This is a genomic window from Dactylosporangium siamense, assembly GCF_016862795.1.
Classification (GTDB): Bacteria; Actinomycetota; Actinomycetes; order Mycobacteriales; family Micromonosporaceae; genus Dactylosporangium; species Dactylosporangium siamense.
The window spans coordinates 1-21,654 of the sequence record NZ_BONQ01000018.1 but is presented as its reverse complement, the minus strand read 5'-3'; the positions used below and the strand labels follow the sequence as shown (position 1 = coordinate 21,654).

Sequence of the window (21,654 nt, the reverse complement as noted above, 5' to 3'; positions counted from 1 at the left end):
GAGTTATGACAGACTCAAGCCATGACCAGCGCAAACGCTCCAATGGATCTCTACCTGCGGCTGTCCGACCTACGGACCGAGGACCTCAACGAGGACGGTCTGAGCAAGGGTCTGGTCGAGCACGAGCGCCTCCTGCGGGAGCGGGCGAAGCGGGAGGGCTGGACCATCGGCAAGCCCGTCATCGAGAACGACATGAAGGGTGGAAAGCCGAAGCCCGCGTCCGCATTCAAGCGCAGGAAAGTGACACTCGCTGACGGCACTACCGCACTGCGCGTCATTCGGCCGGGCTTCGATGAGTTGCTCGACCGCATTCGCTCTGGCAAATCTGGCGGCTTCCTCTGTGTCGACCTCGACCGGGCAGTGCGCAACCCTCGGGACCTCGAAGACCTCATCGACACGGTGGAGGCGCACAGCGCCAACGTGAAGTCGCTGACCGGGACGCTGTCCTTCACCAACGGCGGCACGCCGGACGAGCGCACCATCGCCCGCATGATGGTCACGATGGCGAACAAGTCGAGCACCGATACCGCGCGTCGTGTCGCCGCCGCTCGACTCCGTCAGGCCATGAACGGCGAGCACGGTGGAGGTCCCCGCCCCTATGGCTTCGAGCCGGACGGCATCACCATCCGCGAGAACGAGGCCGGCGAGATCGTGAAGATGGCGGAGCAGGTGCTGAACGAGGTGCCCTTGCGGGTCATCGTCCGCGACCTCATCAAGCGCGAGGTCGCACGTGAGCGGCCGTGGTCGGCCCGGACCGTGAGGCTGATCCTGCTCCGCCCGCGCAACGCGGGACTCATGGTCCACCGTGGAGAGAAGGTCGGGGCTGCGCCGTGGAAACCGATCCTCGACCGGGACGTGTGGGAGTCCGTAGTCGCGGTACTGGAGGACCCGGCTCGCCGATCTGGTCCTGGTCCCGCTCACCGGTGGCTCGGCTCGTTCCTCTACAAGTGCGCCTGCGATTCGCCGATGCGACCAGGTAACCCGGGCAAGAGCATCAAGAAGCGGGGTGCCCCTCCCGGGCCTGCGTATCTGTGCAGCACCCGTGGTCCGGGTGGACCCCACACCTCCCGGCAGTGCGACATCTTGGATGGCTACATCACCGACTTCATCATCCGGTGGGCTCAGCGACCAGGAGCGATCAACCTGCTGCGGACAACCGACCCCGGGATCGACGTGCCCGCCCTGCGCGAGAAGGAGGCGGCCCTCATCGAGAAGCTCGCCCAGTACACCCGCGACGAGGCCGCCGACCTCATCACCCGGGCCCAGATGCTGGAGGGCACCAAGGTGACCAGAGCGCGGCTCGACGCAGTTCAGCAGCAGCTCGGCTCCGTGGTGGTCGAGTCGCCCGTGAAGCAGCTCGTGGAGGCAGAAGACAAGCGCGCGAAGTGGGAGTCGATGTCACTGGGCATCCAGCGCGCGATCCTCTCGGAGCTGCTGGAGGTGACGGTCCTGCCCGCTCCGAGAGGTCCCGGCTTCAAGCCTGAGTACGTCCAGATCGTGGAGAAGCTGTAGACCACAGCAGCGCCATACGGCGCCTCTTCTCCTCCGGCCAGTGCTCGACGGGCGTGAACCCGTCGAGCACTTTGTCGATGTGTGCCCAGTAGGCGGCATCCCGGTGGTCCCTCGTCTTCGCCGGCTCGTCGCCGCACATCTCTCCCACACTCACCTATACGGGGATCTCGCAGGATTACGCAGGTACGGGTATGGGTGCGGGCTCGACAGGGGCTGTAGCGCCGACCCGTACGGCGGGAACGAGGTCCTCCAGCGTGCCGAAGAGGGGTTGACCAGCACGCAGGTGCTCAGTCACCCGCTTACGGATCGCCTCCTTCTCCTGCGCGTGCTCGATGCTCTTGCGCTCGCCCTGCTCTTTCCGGCGCTTCTGGGCGTGGGCCTTGAGTTCGTCCTGGAGGCGGTACACAGCGTTCATGGCATGGGCGTAGGAGAGAACCCATTCATCAGCTTGCTCTTGGGATGCCCTAAACGATCTTGTAGTACCAGTAGGTCTCCGAGGGGAGGTCCGGGCGGGTGCTTCCGGTGTAGGGCTAGGGGTAGCTCCTACCTCAGTCCCAAACCTGATCCTGATCCTTGTGGGCTGACCGAATCCGCCCCGCTGTCCCCACTCCAGAACAGAAAAGGGCGAGCCTTCGACTTCGCTCCACCACCGCAGCGCGTTGCCGATCCCGAGCAAGCTCAGCTCCACGCCGTGGGCCTTGCTGATCCAGGTCTGGATGGTGGAGTAGGCGCACAGCACCGTGTTCACGAACTCCACCGCCGCCCGGTACAGGATCGCCTCCGCGACCAGCTCAGCACTGCGCCGCATCTCCCACGTCCTGCGGGTCGAGGAGATCTCCCGGCAGGATGACACCGTGGTCCAGGAGAACATCGGGATCGACTTCATGTAAGAGTCGACCTGCTTCGCGGTCTCGAAGAGCAGCGCCTGCCCGGATCGCCGGCTCAGCGAGAGCGGGAACTCTACCCACTCCATCTCCGATTCATGTGCGCTGCGCAGCAGGACCGGGAACTCCGCGAGGGCAACGAGTTCGTCGGAGGGGGTGCCGTACCGCAGGATCCGAGCGAACTCGCTCCGGTGGTGGCTGCGCAGCCACGTGACCCATCGGTACCCCTGACTCTTGTCCACGGTGGTGCGGGACATGCGGTAACCTCTACTTCGGACAGTGGACGGTCCAGTGAAACCGTTGAGCCCCGGGTTCCCGCCCGGGGCTTGTTCGTGCTTATCGGGTGCCGTCCTCCTCAGAGCCGGCGAACTCGACCCGCGTGACACTCTTCGAGACCAAGTTGCCGGGCGTCTTCTCGGTCGGCTCCGTGTTCTTCGTGACCGTGTAGCCCGACTCTCGAAGCCGCTCCGCCATCTTCTCGACTCGCCGCGCCTGCGCCTTCGACCTGCGCGCTGCGGTCGCTGCGGAGGTCCGATGTGGACCTGCGCTTTGAGTGCTCGTCATGGATCAACTATAGCCACGGTCGACCACGGACCGTTACCGCGTTCCAGGGACCGAAGTCGCTACCCGGAGGAGCGATCTTGCACGCAAAGTTAGTCGATCTTTGGTTCGCATTCCTTTGCTATGCAGGAGTAAGCTTCAAATATGGCGTGCAGTCGATCCCAAGCGCTAGCTGACTCAGACACCTTCCGCGCCTTCCTCGACCGTCACTCTGCGTCGAACTCCTGCGTGGCAGCGATCGACTTCTATCTGGCGTGGCAACGCTTCGCCGAAGAGCGCCAGCACTTCGGTGCCGGGATCAGCCGCAAGCTGTTCGGCCGCGTATGCTCCTTGGCTGGGATCGAGCGGATCACGGCCAGTGCGCGCACGGGCACCGCGTACGTCGGCTACCGAGCACCTTTGAGCGCGCGATGACCGCGACGGAAGAGAATCCGCGTGGAGGCTACGCCCGCTCCGCCGTAACAGCTGAGCGTGGGGCAGTTCCCGAGCCACCTGAGCGGGTGCTGACGTTCGGCGAGGGACCGGTCTATGACTGGGCACCGTTCATCGCCGACATCGAGGCGCGGCTACGTGCCGCCGAGGTCACCGGTGTCGGCACCGGCTCCCGCTACGTGCACACGCAGCCCGTCCCGTCGGCGTCGTGGACGATCAACCATGCTCTATCAACGAAGCCGGGCGTGACCGTGATCAGCGCCAGCGGTCAGCAACTGCTTCCCGAGGTCCACTATCCGAACGACGGCACCGCCGTCCTGGTCTTCGGTTCGCCGCTCGCAGGAATGGCCTACCTGCACGGATAGCGCGCTCACGTTACCCGCTTGCGGGTCTTTTGCTGCGCTTGTCGCTGGGTCAGCGCCCACGCGGCTCTGGCGATCTGGACCGCATAGCTCGGGTCGGTCGCAAACGCGTCCAGCGCCCGCGCGACGTGACCGGCGAACAGGTCGACCTCGACGCGACGGACGCCCCGGACGTGCGTTGGTGGGTTCTCCAGCCGCTGGGCGAGGAAATCGTCAAGCGCTCGATCCCGCGCTGACCGGGATTGCAGTCGCTCAGGCTCTGCCGGGACCTCTTCGGCGATGGCACGTTGGACCCAGTTGCGGATCAGGGTGGGTGCGATCCCGCGCTCTCTGGCGACCTCCATGATCCTGCGCTGCCCGACTCGGACCTGATCGACCACCTCCTGTCGGTAGGCCGGTGAGTACGAGCGTCGATGGGCATGCCGAGTGGGAGTGTCCGTCACACACCTGTCCATCGGCTCACGAAACGCGCCGGCCTCTCATCGACCGATATAGCGCTCATGTCACGCAAAGCGTCCGGGTCGGTCAGCTCCAGCAAGTTGCCGACCGTCGAGCAGCCCGAGCAGCCCGAGCACAGCGACCGCGACCCGGGCAACCCGGTCTCCAACCGCACCGGGGAGTACATCGCCGACAGCACCGCCCCCGACACCACCAACACCAACGGGTGACCCGTGTCGCGAGCGTGGGCGGGCGGGACTGACACCGGGTGGCGTCGTGTCCGGGCCATAGTGCTGCGCCGTGACGGCGGTGTCTGTCAGCTTCGGCTACCCGGTTGCACGCTCGACGCGACCGCAGGCCATCACACCTTGGGTCGATTGATCACGGGTGATGACCCGACCTTCGTGGTCGCCTCGTGCCGTCAGTGCAACCGCAAGGTGGGGCAGCCTCTCGGAGATCCTGAGCCTTCCTCGGCGACCCGATGGTGAGCGCATCGACTCATGGCTCAGCATCGATCACTGCAATCGACAATGATGCCCGCGCTTTTCCCGGCCGGCCGGGTCCCGGTCCCACCTCCGACGTGGATCCCTCCCCCCAGAGTGACCACATAGATACAGATAACAGCGAACTTCCTCAAATCGAGTCAAGACGACGCCTGGGCATCGCAAAGCCGCGCATCTATACCAAGCCGCTTCGCCCACTGACTCCGGAATCGACTTCCGGCTATGAGGTCATCGACTGGTGTAAGTCGGCACTCGGGTGGACTCCACTTCCCTGGCAGCGCTTCCTTCTACTCCACGCCCAGGAGTTGCAGGAAGACGGCCTACCGCGCTTTCGGACCGTCCTGGTCGTTGCCGCCCGGCAGCAGGGCAAGAGCAGCCTGATCACCGCCCTGTCGTTGTGGTGGCTCAGTCAGGGTGTCCCCCTGATCCTGGGCACGTCGAGCAGCCTGGACACGGCCCGTGAGGTGTGGGAGAACGCGGTCGAGTTCGCCGAGGATCTGCCCGACGTGTTCGGCCGGGTGAAGGTCCGCCGGTCCAATGGGGACTGGCAACTCACCGTCGGCAATCGGTGCCGCTACAAGATCGCTGCTGCTGGTCGCCGGGGCGGGCGAGGGTTGACCGCTCACCGGGTCGTTGAGGACGAGCTACGCGAACACCGGGACTTCGAGGCGCATGCCGCCGCCGACAACGCGACTTTGGCGGTCGGAGACGCACAGACATGGATGCTGTCGAACGCAGGTGACGCCGGCTCGATCGTCCTCAATCACTTTCTCGCCCTCGGCCGGTCCGGCGAGGACCCGTCCCTCGGCCTGTTCGAGTGGTCCGCCCCGGACGGATGCGAGATCACCGACCGGCATGCGTGGCGGCAAGCCAACCCGTCCCTGGGCCGCACGATCACCGAGCGTGCGCTGACCTCGAAGCTCAGTCAGCCTGCCTCGGTCTTCCGGACCGAGAACCTCGCGCAGGTCGTCGCCGCCGTCAATGAGGCGGTCAGTGCCGACGCGTGGGCCGCATGCCACGACCCGGGCACCCTCGACGCGCACCGGTCCCGCGTGGTGGTGTGCCTGGACCTCAGCCCGGACTTGCAGCACTCGACCTTGGTCGCTGCCGCGACCCTGCCGGACGGCCGTGTTCGAGTCGAAGTCGTCGCTGCCTGGCAATCGACCGCCGAGGTCCGCGCGTCATTGCCCGGCCTGCTCGCCCGCATCCGCCCCCGCACCTTCGGATGGTTCCCCTCCGGTCCCGCCGCAGCCCTGGGCACCGACATCGCCCGGGTCCGCAACGCCCAGGGCTTCACCGTCGGACAGACCAACGCCATCTGTCAGGGGCTCGCCGAGTTCGCCGCAGCCGGCCGCGTCGCGCACAACGGTGACCCGCTGCTCGCCGCTCACGTCCTGGGCGCGAAACGGCTCACGTCCGGTGACGGGTGGCGGTTCAGCCGTCGCGACGGTGGGCACGCCGACGCCGCATATTCCGCCGCCGGAGCGATTCATCTAGCCCGATCGCTGCCCGCACCCGCCAAGCTCCGCCTGATCACGGTTCCGGAGAACTCGAACCGATAGATCTGTCAATGCCTGGGTTCTGGTCGACCCTTTTGACGGGGCGGGTGCAGGCGGTGTCTCCCGACACTGCACCCGCCCTCCAGCCTGCCCGGCACCGGTTCGCGCTCGGCGACAACGACTTTCCGACCTGGCAAGCCCTCGTTGGCGGAACCGCCATGACAGGGAAGGTCTCCCGCCGGGAAGCGTTCGCCGTCCCCGCCGTGAAGCGGGCGCGAGATTTGGTCGCCGGCACGATCGGGACGCTCCCTCTGCACGCGATCAACGCCGCAGGTGAGCAGGTCGCACACGCCCTGCTGGAGCAGCCCGAGAGCCTGCAAGGTCTGGTCCGAAGCGTCAGCGTCACCCGCCTGGTCGAGGACCTTATTTACGACGGTCGCTCCTTGTGGCTGGTCGTGCTGCGCACGTCGACCGGCTTCCCGCAGGTCGTCGAGCGCATCGAGTACGGCAAGTGGTCGCAGGACGAGACCGGCACGATCCGGGTCGACGGGCGGGAGATGAGCCCCGAGCAGATCATCCTGTTCACCAGCCCATGTGACCCGCTGCTTCTCGCCGGTGCACCCGCGATCAGGAACCTGATCCGGCTCGAAGCAACGGCAGCCTTGTATGCCGACAGCCCTGAGCCGGCGAGCTACTTCACCCCGGTCGACGGCGTGGACCCCGAGGACCCTGCCGAGGTCGAGAGGCTGCTGACGGACTGGCGCAACGCCCGCAAGGTCCGTGCCACCGCCTACGTGCCGGGCGGCTTGCAGCTCAACACCGTCGATCGGATGTCCCCGGAATCGATGCAGCTCGTAGCGGCCAGGGAATTTTCTGTAACAGAGATCGCCCGACTCACGGGCATCGACGCTGATTGGCTGTCGGTCAACACGACCAGCCGAACCTACGCCAACGCGCAGGACGCTCGACGGTCGTTTGTGGACTTCGTTCTCGCCCCGTACCTACACGCGGTCGAGGAGCGATTGTCGCTCGGTGACGTGACGCCCCGAGGTCAACGGGTGCGGTTCAACCTCGACGGCTTCCTACGCGCGGACACCTTGACCCGCTACCAGGCACACCAGATCGCCCTCAACGCGGGATTCCTCACCGTCGATGAGGTCCGCGCGCTGGAGGACCGCCCGCCCCTGGAGGCGGAGGCATGACCGAGCGGCTCGTCTTCGACCTGGACCACCGTGAGACGTTCGCGGACGTTCCCGCACGGCGCATCCGTGGCCTGGCGATCCCGTTGGGTGCCACCGCCAGCAAGGCCGGCCGTGTCTGGCGGTTCCTCAAGGACTCCGTGAAGTTCGGCACCCGCACTCCGCTGCTGGCCTACCACGACGCAACCCGCCCGGTCGGACTGCTGACCCTCGGCGAGTGGACCGATCGAGGTCTTGAGGTCGAGTTCGCCGTATCCCGCACCGCCGCAGGTAACGAGGCACTCCAACTCGCGCATGACGGGGTCGTCGGCCTATCCGTCGGCATCGATGTGCCCGAGGGCGGTGCCCGCCTGGTCGGCGAGGAACTCCACGTCAGCACCGCGACCGCCCAGGAAATTTCGCTCACTCCCCTGCCTGCATTTTCGGGCAGCCGCATCGACTCCGTCGCGCTCAGCGCCACCCCGCAGGAAGGAATCCCGGTCATGCCGGACTGCACTGACATCCCGGTCGCTCCGGTGACCTTCAACCTTGACCCCGCCGCCTTGGGCGCGGCCATCGCTGCCGGCCTCAAACCCGCAGCCCCGCCCACTGTGGATGGTCCGGTCCCGCAGCCCGTCCCGAACGCCGCCACGACGCAGGTCGCAGAGGAGGCACCGTACCGATTCGACGGACGTGGTGGCCGGTTCGGATTCGTCGCCGACGCGATCGCCTCGACGCGTGGCGACGGTGAAGCGACGCAGCGGATCAACGCGTTCATCGGCACGGTCGGCGAGACGTTCGCCGTCACCCGCGCCAACGCCGCCGCGCTCAACCCGACCCAGAACCGCCCGGACCTGTACGTGCCGCCGCTGCGGTACAACCGGCCGCTCGCCGGGCTGATCAGCACCGGGACGATCAGCGACGCAACGCCGTTCACGCTGCCGAAGTTCGGCGCAGCAACCAACCTGGTCAACCCGCACGTCGAAGGCGTCGAGCCGTCGCTTGCGTCGATGAACGTCACGAGCCAGACGATCACGCCGGGCGTGCTGTCGGGCAAAGCAGAAATCAACCGCGAGCTAATCGACCAGGGCGGGTCACCTCAGGCCGACGCGATCGTCTGGCAGGAGATGCTTGCCGCATCGGCAGAGGCAGCTGAGGCGCGTATCGCGGACCTGCTCGACGGACTCACCCTGACCCCTCATCCCATCACCGGCGCCAACGCCGTCCTGGTCGATGACCTCAAGGGCATCCTGATCGGCCTCCAGTTCAAGCGGGGCGGCAACCGGTACCGCAGCCTCGCGCTGGACGGCTACCTCTACACGGCGCTGATCAACGCCAAGGACGCCGACAACCGGCCGCTACTGCCGATGATCAACCCGACCAACGCCGACGGTTCGGCAACGTCCAGCTTCGGCGCGGTCCAGATCGGCAACGCCGTCGGCGTGCCCGCGTGGGCGCTCGGCTCCGACCAGAGCTACCTCATGGTGCCGGAATCGGTCTGGCAGTGGACTTCGCCGCCGCAGAGGCTCACCTTCGAAATTCAGGTAAAAAGCGTATTCATCGGCTTCTTTCAATATTCGGCTGAGGCCGTCATCCGCGATGACGACGTGCTGCGACTGACGCACTCCTGAGGTCGACATGGTGGACGTGCTGGAGGTCCGACCTGAGGACGTTGCCGACTACATCGGCGTCGATCTCCGAGATGCCAACCGCTTCATGGTCATTGACCTGGTCGACACTGCGGTTGACCTGATCAACGCCTACGTCGGTGCCCGTATCCCGGCCGTCCCCTCCTCCGTGCTGACCCTGGCGACAAAGCAGCTCTGCTCAGAGCTGTACGCCCGCCGCAACGCCCCGTCCGGGATCGCGCAGTGGACCCCGGACGGGCAACCGGTCCGACTCGCCCGCGACCCGATGACCTCGGTCAAGCCGCTCCTCCAGCCCTACCGTTCGCTGGGCCGGGTCGGATGATCAAGACGTTGCGGGACCAGCTCGCCAAGGACCTCGACGTGCTGGGCGTGCCGGTCGCCAACGGTTGGCCGGACCGCATCACCCCGCCGGTCCTACTGGTCGTCCCGCCCGCCAGCGCTGTGCACGTGACGGCGGGACCGAACTTCACCGAGTACACCGTCGCGCTGGACGTGGTGGTCCTCGCCGGGAAGGCGTCGCCGGCCCTCGCGCTCAACGCCCTCGAAGAGCTGGTCGAAGGCGTACTGAGCAACACCGTCGACTGGTCGCTGTCCGGTGTGGACAGCCCGTCCCTGGTCACGATCTCCGGCACCGAATACCTCGGCACCGTCGTGCATCTGTCCAAGCCAACCCGCCTGTAAGGAACGCAAAATGGCAGCCCTTGGAACCCGCAAGCTCACGCTGAGCATCGACGGCGACAACGTGACGCCCGAGGTGTCCAGCGCCGTCATCTCCAGCGCCGAGACCGATTCGGACTTCGTCAGCTTCGCCGACGCCGCCGCAGGTGGAGGCCGGACCTACACCCTGAAACTGACCATGGTCCAGGACACCGAGACCGGCAGCCTGTGGGATCAGATCTGGAGCCACGCAGGTCAAGACGTGCCGGTCACCGTCCGTCCGCACGGCAACGCCGCCGCGTCCGCGACCCTGCCGCATTTCACCGGCGCGGTCACCATCACCGAACCTGACGGTGACCTGCTGGGCGGCGAGGCCGACGCCTCCACTACCGCCCGGTTCACCACCGACGTGGAGTGGACGTTCCTCGCCAAGCCGACCCGGATCACGGCCTGAGCATGGTCACCAAGGTTAAGGTCACCGGCCTCCAGGAGTTGCAGCGCGACCTCCGCGCCACCGCCGAGGGGCTCGACGGCGACGACCTCAGCCGGGTCATGGGCGACATCGCCGACGACACCGCACGACTCGCAGCGTCGTTCGCGCCACGGCGCACCGGCCGGCTCGCCGCGTCGGTCAAGGGCGGGCAGATCAAGACCAAAGCCGTAGTCGGCGCCAGCGTCCCCTACGCCGCACCCATCAACTACGGCTGGCCGCGTCGAGGGGTCGCGGCCAGCCGTTTCATGCAACGCGCCGATGAGGCCATGAAGCCGACCCTGCCGACCCGGCTGGAACAGGCCATCAACCGACTCATCTCCGCGCGGGGGCTGTCGTGAGCATCGACCTACCACTCAAGGACGCCGTCGAGGAGTTGACCGGCTTCGAGGTCATCGGCATCGAGCAGCACTACAAGCGCGACATGGAGAACCTCGGCGCCATCCGCACCCTGGTCGGTGTCGTGCACGCCTACGAACACCGCACGAACCCGGACATCACGTGGGCGGAAGTCGAGCAGCGCACCATGCGCGATCTCAACGGCTACTTCGCCGCCCCGTCCGTCGAGCCGGACGACCCGGCGGGAAAAGACGGCAGCGGCGAGTAGCCGCTGACCGGCACCTCGCCGAGTGGTGCATCGCGACCGGCTTCCCACCGTCGGTCTACTTCGGACTCACCCTCGCCCAGCGCGACGAGTTCACCAATGCCATCAACAAGGCCAACCGGAGGCGGTGACAAGTGGCCGCGAGCGTCGTGATCAGCATCCTCGCTAACGTCCGCGATGCCGTACGTGGCCTGCGCGACACCGGCGACGCCGCCGACTCGATGGGCACCCGCGTCGCCAACGCCAGCCGCAGCATGACCGCCCCCGCCCTCGGCGCCCTGGGCGCGATCGGCGCAGGCGCGTTCGCCGCAGGTCAAGCCGCATCGGAGATGAGCGACTCGATCTCCGCGTCACAGGTGGTCTTCGGCTCTGCCGCGAAGGCGGTCGAGGATTTCGCCAGCAGTGCCGCCAAGAGCTTCGGTCTGTCCAAACAGGCTGCTCTCGACGCGTCGGGGACGTTTGGCACGATCGGAAAGGCTGCCGGGCTGTCCGGCACCGACCTGTCGAACTTCTCGAATCAGTTCGTGGGTCTGGCCGGTGACCTCGCGTCGTTCAAGGGCGGCAGTCCCGAAGAGGCGGTCGAGGCCATCGGTGCCGCGCTGCGTGGTGAGGCAGAGCCGATCCGGCGCTACGGCATCCTGCTCGATGACGCGACGCTGCGCAACGAGGCGCTCAAGCTCGGCCTGATCAAGACCACCAAAGAGGCGTTGACCCCGCAGCAGAAGGCTCTTGCCGCGTCTCAGGCGATCCTCGCGCAGTCCAAGGACGCAATGGGCGACTTCGCCCGGACCTCGGACTCCGCCAAGAACCAACAGGTCGCGCTCAAGGCGCAGCTCGCCAATGTCACCGCCGAACTCGGCGCGCAACTCCTGCCGGTGATGGCCGCCGTCGCCGGGAAGCTCGGCGCGTTCGTCGGGTTCGTCAAGGAGAACAAGGGTGCGGTCACTGCCCTGGTCGCCGTCCTCGCGTCCCTGGCCGCGATCGTCCTGGTCGTCAACGCCGCCATCAAGATCTACGAGGTCACGATGGTGATCGTCTCCGCAGCCCAGCGCGTATGGACGGCTGTCACCGCTGCGTTCAACTTCGTGATGGCGGCGAACCCGATCGTCCTGGTCGTCATCGCGATCGTCGCCCTGATCGCCGTGATCGTCCTCGCGTACCAGCACTCCGAGGCGTTCCGCAACATCGTCAATGCTCTATGGTCCGGGCTGAAGGCCGGCGCGATGGCCGTGGTCGATTTCTTCAGCGGCCCCTTCGCGTCGTTCTTCGTGAACCTCTGGCGGAACTACATCGTCAAGCCGTTCGAGGCTGGCGTTGCCGCCGTCGCCGCCGCCTGGTCGGCGGTGAAGTCGGCGACCTCGGCCGTCTGGTCCGCAGTGCAGGCTGTGATCGCTGCCGCCGTAGCGTTCGTGCAGGGCCGGATTCAGGCTGGGATCGCCAACGTCACCGCCGTGTGGTCGACGATCGTCAATCTCGCGAACAAGGCGATCGAGTTCCGTGACCGCGTCTTCGCCATCTTCGCCAACGCCGGATCATGGCTGGTCGACGCCGGACGCAAGATCATCGACGGGCTGCTCAACGCCATCTCCGACGGGTTCAACAAGGTCAAAGACAAGCTCTCGCAGCTCACGAACCTGATCCCGGACTGGAAAGGCCCGGCGCAGCGGGACCGCACCCTGTTGTACGACAGCGGCAAGCTCATCATGCGCGGCCTGGTCTCCGGGATCGACTCGCAGGCACCCGCCCTGCGGCGCACCCTCGCCGGGGTCACAAACGACATCGCCGGGCTGTCCGCAATGCCCACAGTGGACCTACGCACCACCGCGACCGGCACCCTCGGCATCGCCGGCACGGGCACCGGCACTGCCAGCACGGTCAACATCAACGTCAGCGTGCCGCCCAGCACGGACCCTGGCGAGGTCGGCCGACAGGTGGTCAAGGCGATCAAGGCGTATCAGCAGCAGATCGGCCGCCAGTTCCTGGCAGGCACGGCATGAGCAGGTACAACCCTGACCTGCTCAGGTTCGAACGGCTCAGCGGCTCGGCCCGACTCGGCTGGACCGCCGTCCTGGGCCGCACCCGGCTCGGCGCCACCACGGACCTCCGTGAGGTCATCCCGGTCTCTGCGGTCACCCTCGCCGACGGGTACACGATCGGTGACAACGGTGAGCTGAGCCTGGACCCCGCGACCGGCACAGCACAGATGTCCACCCGTGGCGCACCCACCGGCCTGACCCTGGCCGTCGGCGACGTGGTCGAGGTGTCCTACGAACATGTGATCCTCTTCGGCGGCAAGGTCACCGGCGTCACCACCGGCCTGGAGGCCGACCCCACCGGCGGATTCACGCAGCAGACCACCTACAAACTCGCCAGCCGCGAAGCCACCCTGATGTCCGCCGTGGAGTCCTGGGACGCGCTGCCCGAGGAAACCGCCCTGACCAGGCTCACCCGCTGGTTCACCGTGGACACCACCGCCGTCAGCGCCGCGCACGTAGCGCTGCTCAACACCGTCATGCCCGCCGAGGACGCAGGCACCGCCACCAGACTCGACCTCGCACGGGCGTTCAGCGCAGCCACCACCCTGCCGCTACGGATGCGGTCCTACCTGACCGGCGGCGCCAGCAACGTCACCGTGCTCGACCCCGGCAGCGTCGCACCCACCATCGCCGACGCGCAGGACTGGGCACACGCCGTGGACTACGAGTCCACCGCACGCGGCAAGTTCACCCCGAGCACCGTCACCGTGCGCGCCGACGACACCCGACTGATGGGCGGACAGCAGAGCGTCGCGGTCACCCCCGACCGGCTCGGCCGCACGTTCCGGCTCGGCCGCTCCCGGCTCGGCGGCAGTCTGTTCCGCAGCACCGGATTCCTCGCCGGTGACACCATCAGCGTGTTCGGCACCGTCGTTCCGGTCGCCCGGGTCACACAGAGCTTCGGCAGGCACTACAGCGCCAGCCTCGAACTCAAGCCCACCGGCGGCAGCAGCGCCAGCGCCACGCCGTCACCCGGCACCGGCGGTGACACCACCACGCCCACACCAGTCATCAACAGCAGCGTCAACGTCACCGACCACGGTGCCATCCCCAACGGACGCACCGACGCAGGTGCGGCCATCAACCGCGCCATCGCCGCGTCAGCGTCCGGCGCTGCGATCGTCTTCCCCGGCGGCACCTACATCATCGAGACACCGATCCTGCTGCGCGCCGACCGCGCCTACCTCGCCGAGGGTTCGGTCACCTTGAAGCAGAAGCCCAACACCACCATGGAATGCCTGGTCAAGGTCGACCCGAGTGAACCCACCCCTCGGCGCAACATCCACTGGCAGGGCATCGGCCTGGACGGCGACGCGATGAACCCGTTCTTCGACGGCGGACAGCCCGAGTCGATGAACAACGTGCTCCAGACCAACAACACCGTCTACCGCGCCGACAGCGGGTTCACCGGCAACAACGGCATGGTGCTGGAGGCGGTCCAGTTCTCCAACTTCTACGACCTCGCCATCCGGCACTGCGGCGGCACCGGGCTGGTCATCCAGGGCCTGCCGTTGACCGGACAGTCCGGCGAGGACGCGTTCAACATGACCACGTCCACGCTGCACTTCACCAGCCCGTACATCTACGCGTGCGGCAAGTACGGCGTGTTCTTCGCAGACCGGTCTGATGACAACCACATCGATTTCGGTGACATCGGCGCCACTCAGTACGAGGGCGTCTACCTGATCGCCGGCTCCAACAGCCTCCGCAACTGCACGATCTGGGGCTCCAAGCAGGCCAACGGCATCCTCATCGGCGCACCCACCAACCAGGTCATCGGCTGCCAGATCGAAGGCCACGCCCAGCACGGCATCAAGATCGTCGAGTACGGCTCATACAACTACATCGCATCCAACAAGATCTACTACAACTCGACGCAGGCAGCGGGCGGCTACGACGGCATCAACATCGCCGGCAGCGCCAGCCACCCCGCCGCCTACAACACCCTGATCGGCAACTACATCTACGCCGGAATCGGAGAATTTTTCGCCACCCCTGCTGACTGGGTCGCGATGCGGCATGGCATCGCCCTGGAGGACTACTGCCACCACACGGTGGTGAACAGCAACGCTGTCGACCTTGCCCCCGCAGGTGCCCGCCCAGACCCCACCGCCGTCGGCGTCTACGGGCTCAAAGTCGGGGACACCTACAACGGGATGCGGTTCACCGACGCCGCCGAGGACAACGCCCGTGGCAGCGCCAACCCACGCGGACTGGTCCCGGGCGCCACCTGGTGGCGTGACGATATCGGCGCCACCTACGTCTACACAGGACCGTCCCGCGACCGCATCGAACGCGTCCTGACCTACAAGTTCGACGTGGACGGCTTCGAGTTCTACCAGGACGGCGGCGTCAGTACCGCCACCATCGCCATGCCCTACCTGCGGTTCGACACCAACTACACCGTGACCGTCGCGCCCGGCTGGAACACCACCTGGTGGATCACCAACAAGGCCACCACCGGATTCACCATCAACTTCGGCACTGCGCCCCCAGACGGCGGCGCCCCCTGCGACTGGTCGCTGTTGCGACATGGCGACGCATGACCACGAGAGAGGCCAGCACGTGAGCGGCTACCACCAGTTCCATGACGATGACTACCTGAACGCAGCCGACGTGAACGGCTACCTCATGAGTCAGACCGTCCCGCGCTTCGCCAGCACCGGCGCCCGCGACGCCCAGCTCACCGCGCCCGAGACCGGACAGCTCTGCTGGGTCGCCGGGGTCGGCATCCAACAGTGGGACGGCTCCACCTGGACCGTGGCGTCCCTCGGCGGCACGCAGCTCATCGCCCGGCGCACCCTCACCAGCGCAACCACCACCGTCGACTTCAGCGGTATCCCGGCATTCAAGAACCTGCGCATCATCTACTCAGCCCGAGGTGACGCCGCCGCCAACTTCGTCGGCGTCCTCATGCGCGTCAACGGCAACAGCGGCGGCAACTACAGCTTCAACATCATCCAAGCGACCGGGCCGTTCCTGAACGCCGCCCAGGGCGGTGCCAGCGGCGGCAACTCGACCTCCGCCGAGATCGGCAACATGCCCGGCGCGAATGTTGGCGGCGCCACCTACTTCGGCGCAGGCGAGATCACCATCCCGAGTTGGGTCCTGCCCGCCGGACGCGCCAGCCTCCAGTTCACCGGCACATCCTCCACCTGGTGGACCTCCGCCGCAGGCGGCTCCAACATCACCCTGCGCGGCGGACTCGCCAACATCCCCGGCCCGTACACCTCGATCCAACTCTTCCCCACCTCGGGCAACTGGGTCGCCGGATCGGAGTTCAGCCTCTACGGGATGGCGTGAGACTGGCACGCACGAGGATGTGAGCGCCGTCTCACGAACCGGGCCGGTGTTTCGCGCACCGACACGCCAACGTCGGCATACGGTCAGGGTCCATGCAGATCGATTTCCGTTGCGTCACTTGCGCAGCGATGGTGCCGTTGATCGCCCTGACGATGGTCCACGTTGGCGAGTCACACGCCGCCGAACACCCGGCCGCACTCCAGGCCGGACCGGTCCATCCCGAGGCCCCGCACCACCACCATGTGCCCGAGCGACCGTGGACGCCGAGCTATCGGACCATGGATCGAGCGATCGTCACCACCAGCAACGAGACCGTGCTATCGGCCTCGTCGTGGGGTTCCTGGAGGAATCCCCCTGCCGGACAGCCGCTCTGACCGGCTCGCGTGTCATCCGGTTGAGCCCGTTATACACCGCTTTGGTGTGTGCCATATTTCAACCTTCGGGTTGGCGAACGAGCGGGCGGTCACGCTGCGCGGGTTGAGGAACCCGAACACGAACCCGCGCGGCATGGTGCCCAGGTGCAGCAGCAGCTCGGCCGGCCGGTACCCGTGGATGAACGCGATCCGCTCGGGATCCACGGTGTCCGGCACGCCGACGTGGAACTCGATGTCCAGGGGTGCGGCGATCTCCTCGGCGAAGAACCGGCCCAGGGACCGCTTCGCCGGGTCGACGCGGCGCAGGAGCTCGCCCTCGTACCAGCCGAGCGAGATCGCGTGATACCCGTGCCGGGTCCCCGGCTCCCACGCCGGGCGCTGGTCGGCGAGGGCGTCGGCGACCACGTCGAGGTCGGCGAGGTCGGTGACGGTGAGCGGCCGGTCGATCGCGGCGAGCCCGGCCTGGTGGGCGAGGAGCTGCCGGACGGTCACCGTTTCCTTGCCGTTGCGGGCGAACCCGGGCCAGTACGTGGCGACGGTCGCGTCGTAGTCGATCCAGCCGCGCGAGTGGGCGACCGCGATCGCCAGCCCGGAGACCCCTTTGGTCGTGGAGAACACGGTGACCAGCGTGTCGCGCCGCCACGGTGTGCGGGTGCGGCCGTCGCGGTAGCCGCCCCACAGGTCGACCACCTTGCGGCCGTCGCGGTACACGGCGCAGGCCGCCCCGATCTCGCCGCGCTCGGCGAAGTTGCGCCGGAACGCGTCGGCGACCGGTCCGTAGCCCTCGTCGACATCGCCCTGCACGAGGTCGGGCGGAACGTCCACTTTGAACACCATGCCGACCTCCTGCGCCGGGCCCCGTGGTGCGCCGACCCTACACCATCTTTCGACACTTAGCGTGCATAATGATTCGGCGATCTACGGTTCGCGGCGCAGGACGGCGTCCGTGGCGGCGCACGTGGCGGTCGCGGTGGTGAGGAACAGCGCCGCGGCCAGGAGGATCCGCACCTCCGGGTAGGTCGGCGGCGGGAGCAGGGCGGCGCTCGCGGCGGCCAGGCCGGCAACCGCGGCGACCGACACCTGCGCCAGCCAGCGGCCGACGGCCCGGCGGGTCCACCCGAGGGTCACGTCGCGCACGGTCAGCACCACGGCGGTCCCGGCGACGACCGCGGCACCGGCGACGGTCAGCCACATGGTGCCGAGGTCGAGGGCGTACCGGATGGGCAGCGCCGGCACGAAGAACAGCGTCGCGAACCAGGCCAGGCCGGTCGACACGGTCCGCACGCCCGGGCCCGCCTCGCGGGGCGTCTCAGTCCGGCGGCGGGCGAGGAGCCGGGTCACCGCCAGGACGGCTCCCGCCGCCACCGCGACCGGCAGCAGCCGTGGGACGTGGCCGAGGTTGTAGAGCAGGGCGGTGTCGTACACCACCAGCACCAGGACTCCGAGGGCGCCGGCGGAACCGACCGCGAGCAGCAGGTCCACCGCCGATCCCCGGGGTTCGGCAGGCTGGCGCCAGCGGCCGGCGAGCAGGGCCGTGCCGACGCACGAGAGGCCCCGCAGGATCAGGTCATCGGTGGTGTACGGATTGCGCAGCCCCCACTCGACCAGGCCGAACACGACCGAGTACGCCACGCACGCGGCCCACAGCACGGCGGGCGTGGTCAGGATCCGGGCGCGGGCCGGGTCGAGCCAGCGGCACACGCACAGGTAGGCGAGGATCACGAACGGCAGCTCGAGCACCGCTTGGACCCGGAGCACGCTCGCGGCCAGGAGTTCCGGCGCGGGGAACGCGGCCGCGACCGCCCGCATCACGTCGCCGTCGGCGAGATCGAACCAGCCGGGTGGGAGGTACCGGGCGATGAAGGCGGGGTCACCGTCGTGGACGCGGAGGACGTACACGGTGAACAGCAGCTGATTGCAGTAGATCGCGGCAACGACGGCGCCGAGCCAGGGCCCCGGGCTGCCGCCGGCTTCTGCGGGCTGCGGCCGGGCCCTCAGGGTGAGCGCGATGCCGGCGAGGACGGAGACGACGGCCAGCCCGTCGACGGCGGCCCCGACGTTGATCATGCCCGCTGCCTTCTTGAACGCGTGTTCAAACTCTAACACCGGTGATTTCGCCGATACGGCATGGGTCGCGACCTGCACACACTGACACCCATCGAAGTTACGAAGGTGTTTCGAGAGGAGTGCAGCGTTGCGAACAATCCTGCTCAGGCTGGCCGTCGTCCTCACGCTCATGGGCGGCGGAGTCGCCGCGGTCGCCACCCCAGCGCTCGCTGACGAGATCGGCCAGGCACCCACCGCCTCCAACATCACCGGCAACGGCAGCTTCGCGACCACGTCCGCCAGCATCTCCAGCACGGTCGCCGGCTTCGGCGGCGGCCGCGTGTACTACCCGACGGCCACCGGGACCTACCCGGTGATCGCCATCTCGCCCGGCTTCACCGCCACCTGGTCGAGCCTCTCCTGGATCGGCCCGCGCCTGTCCTCCTGGGGCTTCGTGGTCGTCGGCATCGAGACGAACAGCATCTACGACCAGCCCGGCAGCCGCGGCAGCCAGCTGCTCGCCGCGCTGAACTGGGCGGTCAGCTCCTCCCCCACCGCCGTGCGGTCCCGCGTCGACGGCAGCCGCCGCGGCGTGGCCGGCCACTCGATGGGCGGCGGTGGCACCCTCGAGGCGCTCGCCGCCGACACCAGCGGACTGGTCAAGGCCGGGGTGCCGCTCGCACCCTGGAACAGCGACAAGACCTGGAACAACGTCAGCGAGCCGGTCCTGATCGTGGGCGGGCAGTCCGACACCATCGCGCCGGTCTCCTCGCACTCGGTGCCGTTCTACAACACCCTGGCGGGGCCGAAGACGTACGTCGAACTGACCGGGGCGAGCCACTTCTTCCCGCAGTCGTCGAACGCCACCACGTCCCGTGCCCTGGTCTCGTGGTTCAAGCGCTGGCTGAACCAGGACTCCCGCTTCACGCCCTTCACCTGCGGCTTCTCCGGTGCCGCGGTGTCGAGCTTCCGCACCAACGCCTGCTGATCGCCCGTGCCCTCTGTGTCCCCGTCGCTCGTGCGGTCACCCCGTGCGAGCGACGGGGACACGCCCTGTGCGCCGCTACGTTTTCCTTTGACCTCGTCCTTCGGCGGTTGTTGGCCTTCGTCCTTTGGCTGTGTTCGCCTTCTTCTTTGGCTCTTTGGCTGTGTTGGCCTTCTTCTTCGGCTTTGGGGGATATCGATGGAGGAACGCGCGTTCGCCGCGGCGGTCGCGGAGCAGGCCGGCCTGGGCAAGGAGGAGGCCGCCGACCTCACCCGCGCGACCCTGGAGGCGCTGGGCCACCAGCTCAGCGGCGGCGAGGTGCGCGACCTGGCGCTCGACCTGCCCGACGGGCTCGCCGACAGCCTGCCGCAGCACTCAGGCGGGGCGCACCCGGTGCCGCTGCGGGACTTCGTCCGTCAGGTCAGCGAACGCACCGGTCTCAACGAGGCCGAGGCCAGGCGCGGCGCGCGGGCGGTCCTGACCACCCTGCGGCGGTCCGTGTCCAGCACCCACGTCCAGCACGCGCTCGCCCAGCTGCCGGCGGAGTACCGGCGGTTCGCTTAGGGCTTCGGGTACATCGGCCGCCCGGCTCTCACCCGTCCCACACCGGCTCCGTGCCCGCGGACGTCGCCGGGCCGTCGTTGCTCCGCGGCGCCGGCCGTCGTTGCTCCGCGGCGCCTGGCCGGTGCTGCTCCGCGGGGCCGGGCCGGTGCTGCTCCGCGGGGCTGGGCCGGTGTGAGACGGGTGAGGGCGGGTAGGGGCACGGCAGCCAGCACGCGAGAGGGGAGTACGCATCATGAGCGAGGACCCGATCATCTCCGGTGTACCCGCGGCGGCGCGGACCGCCGAGCCGGGCGGGCGGCCGGTCAAGGTCCGCACGGGGGCGGATCAGCCGTGGGACCCAGAGGACCTGGCCGTGGCCGAGGGCCGGGACCCGACCCCGGCGAACGTCGAGCGCAGCCGGCGCAAACTGGAGGAACTGGGCCCGGCGGCGATCGAGCGGACGGTGCCGTAGCAGCGGACCGGCCACCGTCACCGATCGTCCCGGCACGGACGCACAGTCCGGGCACGCACCTCGATGTGCGCACCCGGACCGTGGACTGTGCGGCGGGACGGTCGTCAGCTCGACACGAACGCCCGCACCTGGGAGAGGATCGACGTGTCGGTCAGGTACGTAAGATGGTTCTCGCAGGCCACGTAGGTGTTCGTGGCCCCGCTGAGGACCGTGCTGGTGTAGGGCAGGATCACGCCGTCACACGGTGAGTACCAGGTCCGGTAGACGACGCTGCCGGGCGTCTCGTCACCGGCGGACAGGGTCGCGATGAACAACGAGCCCGGGTACATCTGCTGACACGTCACGAAGACCAGACACGCCCCGGCCGCCGTCGTGCCATGGTTGGCGCCGGCAAGCGACGCGAGGTGCGCGACGTTGGCCGTGCCACCCAACTGCTTCAGGTACCACAGACTGACCAGCCCACCCATCGAGTGGTTGACGATGTCGACCTTCGACGCCCCGGTCTGCGCCTTGACCCGCGACACGAACGCGGCAAGCCCCTGCGCGTTGGCAACGTTGCTGCCGTAGGAGTTGTACTCGTACGCGAACAGCTCACTGCCGCTGTACCCGGCAGCCCTGAACACCGACTGGGCCGTCACCCAGTTCGACGCACTACCGGTATAACCATGAACGAACACCACCGGCCGACGCCCGGCGGCCCGAGCACCATCCACCGGCCCGGCCACGACGAACGCCGCGCAGGCCAGCACGAGCACGAGAATCCGACGCATGGGATCTCCGATCAGCGCTTCAACGGGGGGTACGACCAGGCGGAGGCCGCACCCCCGGAGCCTGCCGACCCACCCACCCGCCGCGCATCGGCGAAATCGCCTGCGTCACCACCCGCCCCCAGCCCCAAACCACCTCACCCCCCTCCCACCAGCCAGACACCCCACCACCGCAACCCCGACAACACCGAGCCACGCCCCAACACCACCGCACCCAACCAACGCCAGACCGGACCGCCCCCGACCGCCCCGACCCAACCAGGCAGCCCCGCCCCGCAGGCACAACCGGCCGGTCGCCGCCGCGCAGGCACAACCGCACGGGCGCAGCAGCCCAGACACCACCGCGCAGACCTAGCCGG

General features: G+C 67.9%; 24 protein-coding genes. 19 read left to right on the top strand and 5 right to left on the bottom strand.

Features of this window, described 5'->3' with window-relative positions; genetic code table 11:
* Positions 1-21 precede the first annotated feature (21 nt).
* A complete protein-coding gene (locus Dsi01nite_RS05270) occupies positions 22-1,512 on the top strand; it encodes a recombinase family protein (protein ID WP_203844878.1) in 1,491 nt (496 codons plus the stop codon).
* A 175-nt stretch (positions 1,513-1,687) separates the two neighbouring features.
* On the opposite strand, the gene Dsi01nite_RS05265 is transcribed toward Dsi01nite_RS05270, so the two are convergent.
* Positions 1,688-2,653, bottom strand: a complete 966-nt coding sequence (locus Dsi01nite_RS05265; protein ID WP_203844877.1) for a hypothetical protein — start codon at positions 2,651-2,653, stop codon at positions 1,688-1,690.
* A 532-nt stretch (positions 2,654-3,185) separates the two neighbouring features.
* Between Dsi01nite_RS05265 and Dsi01nite_RS05260 the strand changes: the two genes are divergently transcribed.
* Positions 3,186-3,371: a hypothetical protein gene (locus Dsi01nite_RS05260; RefSeq protein WP_203844876.1), complete on the top strand. Its 186-nt coding sequence runs from the start codon at positions 3,186-3,188 to the stop codon at positions 3,369-3,371.
* Between the two features lie 86 nt (positions 3,372-3,457).
* On the top strand, positions 3,458-3,754 hold the full coding sequence (locus Dsi01nite_RS05255) for a hypothetical protein (RefSeq protein WP_203844875.1): 297 nt from the start codon (positions 3,458-3,460) through the stop codon (positions 3,752-3,754).
* A gap of 5 nt (positions 3,755-3,759) precedes the next feature.
* Here the strand turns inward: Dsi01nite_RS05255 and Dsi01nite_RS05250 are convergent, their stop codons facing one another.
* A complete protein-coding gene (locus Dsi01nite_RS05250; RefSeq protein ID WP_275423331.1) occupies positions 3,760-4,206 on the bottom strand; it encodes a transposase in 447 nt (148 codons plus the stop codon).
* A 45-nt stretch (positions 4,207-4,251) separates the two neighbouring features.
* Here Dsi01nite_RS05250 and Dsi01nite_RS05245 point away from each other — a divergent pair, with 45 nt between their 5' ends.
* The 13 genes from Dsi01nite_RS05245 (at position 4,252) to Dsi01nite_RS05185 (ending at position 16,482) form a co-directional block, all read left to right on the top strand.
* The gene (locus Dsi01nite_RS05245) at positions 4,252-4,419 is read left to right on the top strand and encodes a hypothetical protein (protein ID WP_203844873.1); all 168 of its coding nucleotides are present in this window, start codon (positions 4,252-4,254) and stop codon (positions 4,417-4,419) included.
* 350 nt (positions 4,420-4,769) lie between these two features.
* On the top strand, positions 4,770-6,254 hold the full coding sequence (locus Dsi01nite_RS05240; RefSeq protein WP_203844872.1) for a terminase large subunit domain-containing protein: 1,485 nt from the start codon (positions 4,770-4,772) through the stop codon (positions 6,252-6,254).
* 8 nt (positions 6,255-6,262) lie between these two features.
* Positions 6,263-7,393, top strand: a complete 1,131-nt coding sequence (locus Dsi01nite_RS05235) for a phage portal protein (RefSeq protein ID WP_203844871.1) — start codon at positions 6,263-6,265, stop codon at positions 7,391-7,393.
* Positions 7,390-9,000, top strand: a complete 1,611-nt coding sequence (locus Dsi01nite_RS05230; protein ID WP_203844870.1) for an HK97 family phage prohead protease — start codon at positions 7,390-7,392, stop codon at positions 8,998-9,000. Before Dsi01nite_RS05235 ends, Dsi01nite_RS05230 begins: the two co-directional genes overlap by 4 nt.
* Positions 9,001-9,010: 10 nt before the next feature.
* Positions 9,011-9,340, top strand: a complete 330-nt coding sequence (locus Dsi01nite_RS05225) for a hypothetical protein (RefSeq protein ID WP_203844869.1) — start codon at positions 9,011-9,013, stop codon at positions 9,338-9,340.
* Positions 9,337-9,699 (top strand): hypothetical protein, encoded by a 363-nt coding sequence (locus Dsi01nite_RS05220; RefSeq protein WP_203844868.1) that lies wholly within the window; start codon positions 9,337-9,339, stop codon positions 9,697-9,699. Before Dsi01nite_RS05225 ends, Dsi01nite_RS05220 begins: the two co-directional genes overlap by 4 nt.
* Positions 9,700-9,709: 10 nt before the next feature.
* Positions 9,710-10,129, top strand: coding sequence for a hypothetical protein (locus Dsi01nite_RS05215; protein WP_203844867.1), 420 nt, complete (start codon positions 9,710-9,712; stop codon positions 10,127-10,129).
* 2 nt (positions 10,130-10,131) lie between these two features.
* Positions 10,132-10,506 (top strand): HK97 gp10 family phage protein, encoded by a 375-nt coding sequence (locus tag Dsi01nite_RS05210; protein ID WP_203844866.1) that lies wholly within the window; start codon positions 10,132-10,134, stop codon positions 10,504-10,506.
* Positions 10,503-10,772: a hypothetical protein gene (locus Dsi01nite_RS05205; RefSeq protein WP_203844865.1), complete on the top strand. Its 270-nt coding sequence runs from the start codon at positions 10,503-10,505 to the stop codon at positions 10,770-10,772. The genes Dsi01nite_RS05210 and Dsi01nite_RS05205 overlap by 4 nt, the downstream gene beginning before the upstream one ends.
* Positions 10,773-10,903: 131 nt before the next feature.
* Positions 10,904-12,766: a phage tail tape measure protein gene (locus tag Dsi01nite_RS05200; RefSeq protein ID WP_203844864.1), complete on the top strand. Its 1,863-nt coding sequence runs from the start codon at positions 10,904-10,906 to the stop codon at positions 12,764-12,766.
* The gene (locus Dsi01nite_RS05195) at positions 12,763-15,351 is read left to right on the top strand and encodes a right-handed parallel beta-helix repeat-containing protein (RefSeq protein WP_203844863.1); all 2,589 of its coding nucleotides are present in this window, start codon (positions 12,763-12,765) and stop codon (positions 15,349-15,351) included. Before Dsi01nite_RS05200 ends, Dsi01nite_RS05195 begins: the two co-directional genes overlap by 4 nt.
* Before the next feature lie 19 nt (positions 15,352-15,370).
* On the top strand, positions 15,371-16,108 hold the full coding sequence (locus Dsi01nite_RS05190; protein WP_203844862.1) for a hypothetical protein: 738 nt from the start codon (positions 15,371-15,373) through the stop codon (positions 16,106-16,108).
* A gap of 92 nt (positions 16,109-16,200) precedes the next feature.
* Positions 16,201-16,482 (top strand): hypothetical protein, encoded by a 282-nt coding sequence (locus tag Dsi01nite_RS05185; RefSeq protein ID WP_203844861.1) that lies wholly within the window; start codon positions 16,201-16,203, stop codon positions 16,480-16,482.
* Between the two features lie 12 nt (positions 16,483-16,494).
* On the opposite strand, the gene Dsi01nite_RS05180 is transcribed toward Dsi01nite_RS05185, so the two are convergent.
* Both Dsi01nite_RS05180 and Dsi01nite_RS05175 read right to left on the bottom strand, forming a co-directional pair.
* The gene (locus Dsi01nite_RS05180) at positions 16,495-17,319 is read right to left on the bottom strand and encodes a serine hydrolase domain-containing protein (protein ID WP_239135699.1); all 825 of its coding nucleotides are present in this window, start codon (positions 17,317-17,319) and stop codon (positions 16,495-16,497) included.
* 81 nt (positions 17,320-17,400) lie between these two features.
* Positions 17,401-18,549 (bottom strand): hypothetical protein, encoded by a 1,149-nt coding sequence (locus tag Dsi01nite_RS05175; protein WP_203844860.1) that lies wholly within the window; start codon positions 18,547-18,549, stop codon positions 17,401-17,403.
* A gap of 127 nt (positions 18,550-18,676) precedes the next feature.
* Between Dsi01nite_RS05175 and Dsi01nite_RS05170 the strand changes: the two genes are divergently transcribed.
* From Dsi01nite_RS05170 to Dsi01nite_RS05160, 3 genes are all read left to right on the top strand, one after another.
* On the top strand, positions 18,677-19,516 hold the full coding sequence (locus tag Dsi01nite_RS05170; protein ID WP_239135698.1) for an alpha/beta hydrolase family protein: 840 nt from the start codon (positions 18,677-18,679) through the stop codon (positions 19,514-19,516).
* A gap of 195 nt (positions 19,517-19,711) precedes the next feature.
* Positions 19,712-20,077 (top strand): DUF2267 domain-containing protein, encoded by a 366-nt coding sequence (locus Dsi01nite_RS05165; protein ID WP_203844859.1) that lies wholly within the window; start codon positions 19,712-19,714, stop codon positions 20,075-20,077.
* A 232-nt stretch (positions 20,078-20,309) separates the two neighbouring features.
* Positions 20,310-20,528, top strand: a complete 219-nt coding sequence (locus tag Dsi01nite_RS05160) for a hypothetical protein (protein WP_239135711.1) — start codon at positions 20,310-20,312, stop codon at positions 20,526-20,528.
* A 104-nt stretch (positions 20,529-20,632) separates the two neighbouring features.
* On the opposite strand, the gene Dsi01nite_RS05155 is transcribed toward Dsi01nite_RS05160, so the two are convergent.
* Positions 20,633-21,298 carry an esterase/lipase family protein gene (locus Dsi01nite_RS05155; RefSeq protein WP_203844858.1) on the bottom strand — a complete coding sequence of 222 codons (666 nt, stop codon included), beginning with the start codon at positions 21,296-21,298 and terminating at the stop codon, positions 20,633-20,635.
* Positions 21,299-21,654 lie beyond the last annotated feature (356 nt).

Bases quoted from the DNA above. Each gene is read 5' to 3' on its own strand.
- Dsi01nite_RS05270 (WP_203844878.1), top strand. From the start codon at position 22: ATGACCAGCGCAAACGCTCCAATGGATCTCTACCTGCGGCTGTCCGAC.
- Dsi01nite_RS05265 (WP_203844877.1), bottom strand. From the start codon at position 2,653: ATGTCCCGCACCACCGTGGACAAGAGTCAGGGGTACCGATGGGTCACG.
- Dsi01nite_RS05250 (WP_275423331.1), bottom strand. From the start codon at position 4,206: ATGGACAGGTGTGTGACGGACACTCCCACTCGGCATGCCCATCGACGC.
- Dsi01nite_RS05245 (WP_203844873.1), top strand. From the start codon at position 4,252: ATGTCACGCAAAGCGTCCGGGTCGGTCAGCTCCAGCAAGTTGCCGACC.
- Dsi01nite_RS05235 (WP_203844871.1), top strand. From the start codon at position 6,263: ATGCCTGGGTTCTGGTCGACCCTTTTGACGGGGCGGGTGCAGGCGGTG.
- Dsi01nite_RS05230 (WP_203844870.1), top strand. From the start codon at position 7,390: ATGACCGAGCGGCTCGTCTTCGACCTGGACCACCGTGAGACGTTCGCG.
- Dsi01nite_RS05220 (WP_203844868.1), top strand. From the start codon at position 9,337: ATGATCAAGACGTTGCGGGACCAGCTCGCCAAGGACCTCGACGTGCTG.
- Dsi01nite_RS05215 (WP_203844867.1), top strand. From the start codon at position 9,710: ATGGCAGCCCTTGGAACCCGCAAGCTCACGCTGAGCATCGACGGCGAC.
- Dsi01nite_RS05210 (WP_203844866.1), top strand. From the start codon at position 10,132: ATGGTCACCAAGGTTAAGGTCACCGGCCTCCAGGAGTTGCAGCGCGAC.
- Dsi01nite_RS05195 (WP_203844863.1), top strand. From the start codon at position 12,763: ATGAGCAGGTACAACCCTGACCTGCTCAGGTTCGAACGGCTCAGCGGC.
- Dsi01nite_RS05185 (WP_203844861.1), top strand. From the start codon at position 16,201: ATGCAGATCGATTTCCGTTGCGTCACTTGCGCAGCGATGGTGCCGTTG.
- Dsi01nite_RS05180 (WP_239135699.1), bottom strand. From the start codon at position 17,319: ATGGTGTTCAAAGTGGACGTTCCGCCCGACCTCGTGCAGGGCGATGTC.
- Dsi01nite_RS05175 (WP_203844860.1), bottom strand. From the start codon at position 18,549: ATGATCAACGTCGGGGCCGCCGTCGACGGGCTGGCCGTCGTCTCCGTC.
- Dsi01nite_RS05165 (WP_203844859.1), top strand. From the start codon at position 19,712: ATGGAGGAACGCGCGTTCGCCGCGGCGGTCGCGGAGCAGGCCGGCCTG.
- Dsi01nite_RS05160 (WP_239135711.1), top strand. From the start codon at position 20,310: ATGAGCGAGGACCCGATCATCTCCGGTGTACCCGCGGCGGCGCGGACC.
- Dsi01nite_RS05155 (WP_203844858.1), bottom strand. From the start codon at position 21,298: ATGCGTCGGATTCTCGTGCTCGTGCTGGCCTGCGCGGCGTTCGTCGTG.